This window comes from Haliscomenobacter sp. (genome assembly GCF_040403615.1).
In the GTDB taxonomy this organism is placed as follows: domain Bacteria; phylum Bacteroidota; class Bacteroidia; order Chitinophagales; family Saprospiraceae; genus Haliscomenobacter.
In genome coordinates this window covers 1-5,177 of record NZ_JBBAKG010000136.1, presented here as the reverse complement: position 1 = coordinate 5,177, position 5,177 = coordinate 1, and the positions used below count along the sequence as shown (strand labels likewise).

General features: G+C 39.5%; 6 protein-coding genes. All 6 read right to left on the bottom strand.

What is annotated here, in order from left to right; all coding sequences use genetic code 11:
* On the bottom strand, positions 1-701 hold a 701-nt coding region (locus ABW391_RS25955), incomplete at its 3' end, for an efflux RND transporter permease subunit (RefSeq protein WP_353484819.1).
* Between the two features lie 87 nt (positions 702-788).
* A complete protein-coding gene (locus ABW391_RS25950) occupies positions 789-1,958 on the bottom strand; it encodes a hypothetical protein (RefSeq protein ID WP_353484818.1) in 1,170 nt (389 codons plus the stop codon).
* 162 nt (positions 1,959-2,120) lie between these two features.
* Positions 2,121-3,137 (bottom strand): efflux RND transporter periplasmic adaptor subunit, encoded by a 1,017-nt coding sequence (locus ABW391_RS25945; RefSeq protein ID WP_353484817.1) that lies wholly within the window; start codon positions 3,135-3,137, stop codon positions 2,121-2,123.
* A 106-nt stretch (positions 3,138-3,243) separates the two neighbouring features.
* Positions 3,244-4,041, bottom strand: a complete 798-nt coding sequence (locus ABW391_RS25940) for a hypothetical protein (RefSeq protein ID WP_353484816.1) — start codon at positions 4,039-4,041, stop codon at positions 3,244-3,246.
* Between the two features lie 10 nt (positions 4,042-4,051).
* Entirely contained in the window at positions 4,052-4,723 is a 672-nt protein-coding gene (locus tag ABW391_RS25935) for an ABC transporter ATP-binding protein (RefSeq protein ID WP_353484815.1), read from the bottom strand.
* Positions 4,689-5,138: a hypothetical protein gene (locus ABW391_RS25930; RefSeq protein WP_353484814.1), complete on the bottom strand. Its 450-nt coding sequence runs from the start codon at positions 5,136-5,138 to the stop codon at positions 4,689-4,691. Before ABW391_RS25930 ends, ABW391_RS25935 begins: the two co-directional genes overlap by 35 nt.
* Between the last annotated feature and the right edge of the window lie 39 nt (positions 5,139-5,177).

The following is a 5,177-nucleotide window of genomic DNA, read 5'->3' as shown; positions in this document are numbered from 1 at the left end:
TCCAGCCGATTGGCCACTTTGACAAAGTAGCGGTATTGCCCATCGCGGATAGACAAACTACCCAACTCCTGATTGGCACCCTGGATGGCGGTACTCAGGGCCGATTCGTCAGTGTTTAGCGAGCGCAAGGCAGCAGTATTGGGCGTTACGGCAATGATGGCGTTACGCTTGCCATTGAGGTCGACTAGAGAGACACCTTCCAGTTGTTCCAAGCGTTTTTTGAGTACTTTTTCGGTCAATTCCGCAATTTCCAAGTATTCTTCCTTGCGCTGTGGTATGACTTGCAATCGAATGATGGGAATATCCGAGGTGTTAATGCGCATCACCTGTGGGCGGGGCATATCGCGAGGCAATAAACTGCTGAGGCGGTCAATTTTTTCGTTGGCCTCGATGTAGGCCAAATCCATACGGGTCTTGAAATCAAAGGTGAGGTAAAGCAAAGCGCTGTGGTTGGCACTTTTGCTTTCAATGTTTTGGATGCCATTGAGAGACAGTAGGTTCTCCCGGATGCCCTTCACCACGTTTTCTTCCAAAGTAGCCGCGGCAGTATTGGGATAGTTGACCCGAATGACGATTTGGGGAACGTCAATGTTGGGGAGCAGGGAGATCGGGAGCAGGCGTAAGGCGGCCAGACCGAATACGATGAGAACGGTGAAGCAGAGGAGAACGGCGATGGGGCGTTGGACTAAATATCGGGTCATGAAAGTTGAAAAATTGAAGATAGAATGGTTTGGATCTCTAGTTGAGGAGCAACAGCAGAACCCTTTTATCTGAACAGGTTTAGGTGTTTATTTCCATATCTCGAAATTAATCTCATTTTTGTCTTCGTCGATCAAGTATTTAACTAATCTACCATCAACCCAAAATCGCTGGGTGTTTGACACGTCCAAATTAAATATTTTTTCACCTGTATCGTTGAGACAGAATAGTTCTGCTTTTTTTGTTTCACCGTTATAGTTTTCTGCAATGTACAAATTATTCGATTGAGCCCTAATTACAGGGCCGTGAGAAGTATATGAGAGTTCCAGTACAGCCTTTTCCCATGAATTTAAAAAAGTATTGGGAGGGTTTTTAGAGGTATTTATTTCAAACTTTTTCTCTTTAAATGCAACAGATCCATCCCATTCGTAAACGTTTTCAGAATACCAAAGCGAGAATACTAGGGTGTTCTCATGCATGGTGACAAACGGTAATGTACAATTTATGCTCATGGCTGCCTCTGAATTAAGCCCCGAAAAAATTTCTTTTTGATAGGGTATTTTGACTTCTTTTTGTTGAAAATTTTCAATATCAAGAAGTATCAAATCCTTAAATTCTCTTCCATCGTAATTAAAAAAGATAAGCTTTGTTTTCTGTTGTAATCCGGGTCTTATACCCGTCATGAATTGGGACAAAACTCTGGATTCGTGCACTATCTTCCTTTTTACTTTTAAGCTTTTAGCGTGTTCACAAAGCTTGATTTCTGTTGGATTTACCACAATTATTTCTTTCTTAGTGTTCATAAAAAAATAATCCGGGTTGAACCTTATTGCATTGGGGCCTTCTAATGTGTATGGAATTACTTCCTTCGTTTTATCAGCAAGATGCAGGCTCACAAGATTTTGACTCCTGGTGTCAACATAATTCAATATTATCTTATCATCAATTAATTGCATGGAAGCTGTAGCATTGATATCAACAATAGGATCTTTGGCAGAAATAGGAAATGAATTTTTTTGATACAACTCCAGTACATCTTTTTCATTTGCACTCGAAGCACAAAACGTTAAGGAAAAGAGCAGTATAGCTAAGATCGTATTGAAGTGTGCTTTTGTAAGCGTATTCATAGGGCAAAAATTAAGCAAGTCAAATTGTTTTTTACGGCGCAGCGTTGAAACATAAAAAATTGAAAAACAATTGTTTTTCATAAAAAACAGTAACGTGAAAATAGAGGATATTGCTAATTTTAATTTTTTCATGGCTCGAAAATAAAAAAATATTGCTACTCTCTTGTCTTTTGGAATCCGCTAAATCAAACTCCCCCGATTAATATCTTATTGGACTCTCTACAAATAAAAACCCGCTCAGGGACAAAAAATGAACTAGCCAGAAAAAAATTATACCGTGCGACAACCCTCCAACTATTTTTTCACCGGTGCATCGTGCGAGATCTGCAAATTATTCGACGTAATCACCTCCATACCCGCTTTAATTCCCTCCACAATTTCAATTTCCCGGCCATTGTCCAGTCCAGTTGTCACGTAGTTCCACTTGGCTAGGCCATTTTCGTAGGTGAAGACTACCGAGCGGCCTCCACGCAGTACGACTGCCGCTTTGGGCACCACCACCGCTTTTTTTTGCGGTACATTTACGCTGGCTTCCACATTCATGCCGGGCAATAACCCCGTAGGGCGGGCAATTTTGAGCCGTACCTGCACCATGCCATTGGCGTCCACACTGGGGTTGATTTCGCTGAGCGTAGCGGCATAGGTTTTGTCTGGCAGTGCCAGGGGGCTGACACTGGCGCTTTGCCCTGTGCGCAGGAGCGCCAGATCCGACTCTAGTACTTTTACTTCAGCGTACAGCTCTTGCGCGGAGTAGATGCGAAACAGCTCTTGCCCTGCTTTGATGTACATTCCGGCATTGATTTTTACATCACTGAGCACTCCATTTACTGGGGCGCGGATGGTAGCTTGTTGTTTTTCATAGTCCAGTTCCTTGAGTTCTACTTCAATGCCAGCCAGGCCAGTGGCAGCACGCAGTTTTTTGCGTACTTCTTCCGCTTCTTGCTGGCTTTTGCCTTTGAGCAACCCCTCGTAACCCAGCAACTGACTTTCGTATTCTTTTTGCGCGTTGTACTGCTGGATGAGGAGCTTTTCGCGGCGAAGGTCTAGGGTGGTGCTTTCCAGGGTAGCAATGATTTCATCTTTTTTGACAGACTGGTTGTTGTGGGCGCGGCAAATGAGGAGCAAGCCAGAGCGCTCGGAGAGGAGGAGTTCGGTGAAGTGGGGGACGATGCGGCCGGAGGATTGGACGCGATAAGCGAGGGTTGAGAAATTGGAGTAATCAATGCTAACCTCGGTGATATGAGTGCCATAAGAAGAAGTTTCCGTAACTTCTTCTTGCTGGTTAGATGACGGAGGGGTGCAGGCAACCATTAAAATATGGCTGAAAAAGAGAAATAATAAAAATTTTCTTTTTGTGCTTGGTACTTGGTCTCTCATTTTAAATTTTATTGATTGTCAACTTGGTGATCAAGCAAACTTACAAGTCGCTTTTATTGAAATTCCTAAATGACACAAATAGAATAATCGCACAAAACAAAACACTCAAGCATATTTTAGGTACAAAAAAGTCGGTTTGATTTTCATTGATCATCCGTTTGGTTATTTCACTTGCAAAAGGAGTTTTAACCAAGCTCCAAGCAATCCGATTTGGCAAAAAGTCTGAAATACCGTTCACTAAGTTCACCTTTAAAAAAATATACCTTATCACATTTTCCACGATTAGATAATAACCTAAGAAAAACATCAAAGCATTATAGGGTTTTTTGACCAAAAATGCAAACATGGCTGTAAAGCAAAGAATATAAAAATTCTGCCAATAAAATATCAAAAGGTAATAACTTTTATACATAAGCTGCTTAGGAATAATACCCCCATTGGCAATATACTCAAAACAACATACTGAAATTAAAGCAATAAGGGCAGGGAGTATCGATAAGACAACCATGAACTGGATTTTTCCCCAGAAAATCTTATTTCTTGAAATTCCAAAAGAAATATACCTTTTGTAAACACCATTTTCAAAATCTTGGGCTATCCAACTGATTACGAACAAGCATAAAGCCAATATTGGGATTCGTCCCCAAAAGGTGATGGTATTCCAGGTAAAGGGATAAATGTATAAATCTCCTCCAAAAAGTAAATCACCAACTTCTTTTTTTTCTTTTAAAAAGCTGTATGAGCCATAAAGAATGCCAGAATACATAAATGAGTATAGAATAAAATACAACAAAAAACCACGTTGTGTAAAAACTCGTTTGATTTCAATTTTCAGCATATTCCTGTATTTAAGCGTAAATTTGAAAATAAATGTCCTCCAAAGAAGAATCTCCCTCTATTGAATTACGTTGTACTTCCCGAACAATTTTCGCATCTTTCAGGAATGCAACATGGGAATAAATTTTTTCCAATTCATTCAATGCATGGCTTATCAACACAATGGTTTTCTCATTTTTATTCATACTTAGGATAATTTCTCTTATCCTTTGAATACCAATTGGATCCAAACCGTTTGTTGGCTCATCAATCACAATAATCGGTGGATCTCCCAACATCGACAAAGCAAGATTAAACCGTTGTTTGTTACCCAAAGACAAATGTTTCACCTTTTTATGCCTAAATTCTTCCAATTTGAGCAAACTAATAAGTTCTTCAATCTTCTCGGATTGCTCAACGTCCAAAGATTGTCCAAAAATTTTAAAATTTTGGATGATGCTTAAATCAGGATAAGCAGCTGACGAATCAGAAGCAAAGCCCACGCGGTGCGAAGCTAAATCCAAAGTACCAGAAGAAGGTAGCCAGTGTCTAGCCATTATTTTTAGGATGGTTGATTTGCCAATTCCATTTGGGCCAATAATGCCAAAGATCGCCCCAGTTGGAATGCGCAATGAAACATTATCCAGGATCAGATTCTTGCCAATGGCCTTACTGATCATTTTGAGTTCTATAGCTATGTCCATAAAATGAACCAATTATTAATGTGATCGATAAAAATGTAAGCGAAAGTAAGATAAGAATATTTTGCTCATACGATGCTAAAAATTCAAATACATACTTACATGAACAATCATACCTTTTGTAAAGCCACATATAGCTTTGATGAACGCTAAGTGAAGAGAAAATCAATGTAGCTAATGAGGCAAAAGACCTAATCCATTTAGTATTCAGCAGAATAACTAATATTGAGGCAAATTCGATAAACAAAAGAATGTAAAAATCTAAACCATAAACCAAAGTTGGGAATAGGCCTAGCTTTTCTTTCCATACTTGCATTTTTCCAACTTGCATAGAAACTAGAAAAACAATTGAAAAGAATACCAACAGCATTGCTGTTGTGTTGAATCTAATTTTTTTGAACATTAGCTTACTTTTCATTGAGCTGATACTTTAGCATTTTCATATTTTCATACAATA

Excerpts from the sequence above, each read along its gene's own strand:
- ABW391_RS25950 (WP_353484818.1), bottom strand. The coding sequence starts at position 1,958 with ATGAAAAAATTAAAATTAGCAATATCCTCTATTTTCACGTTACTGTTT.
- ABW391_RS25945 (WP_353484817.1), bottom strand. The coding sequence starts at position 3,137 with ATGGTTGCCTGCACCCCTCCGTCATCTAACCAGCAAGAAGAAGTTACG.
- ABW391_RS25940 (WP_353484816.1), bottom strand. The coding sequence starts at position 4,041 with ATGCTGAAAATTGAAATCAAACGAGTTTTTACACAACGTGGTTTTTTG.
- ABW391_RS25935 (WP_353484815.1), bottom strand. The coding sequence starts at position 4,723 with ATGGACATAGCTATAGAACTCAAAATGATCAGTAAGGCCATTGGCAAG.
- ABW391_RS25930 (WP_353484814.1), bottom strand. The coding sequence starts at position 5,138 with ATGAAAAGTAAGCTAATGTTCAAAAAAATTAGATTCAACACAACAGCA.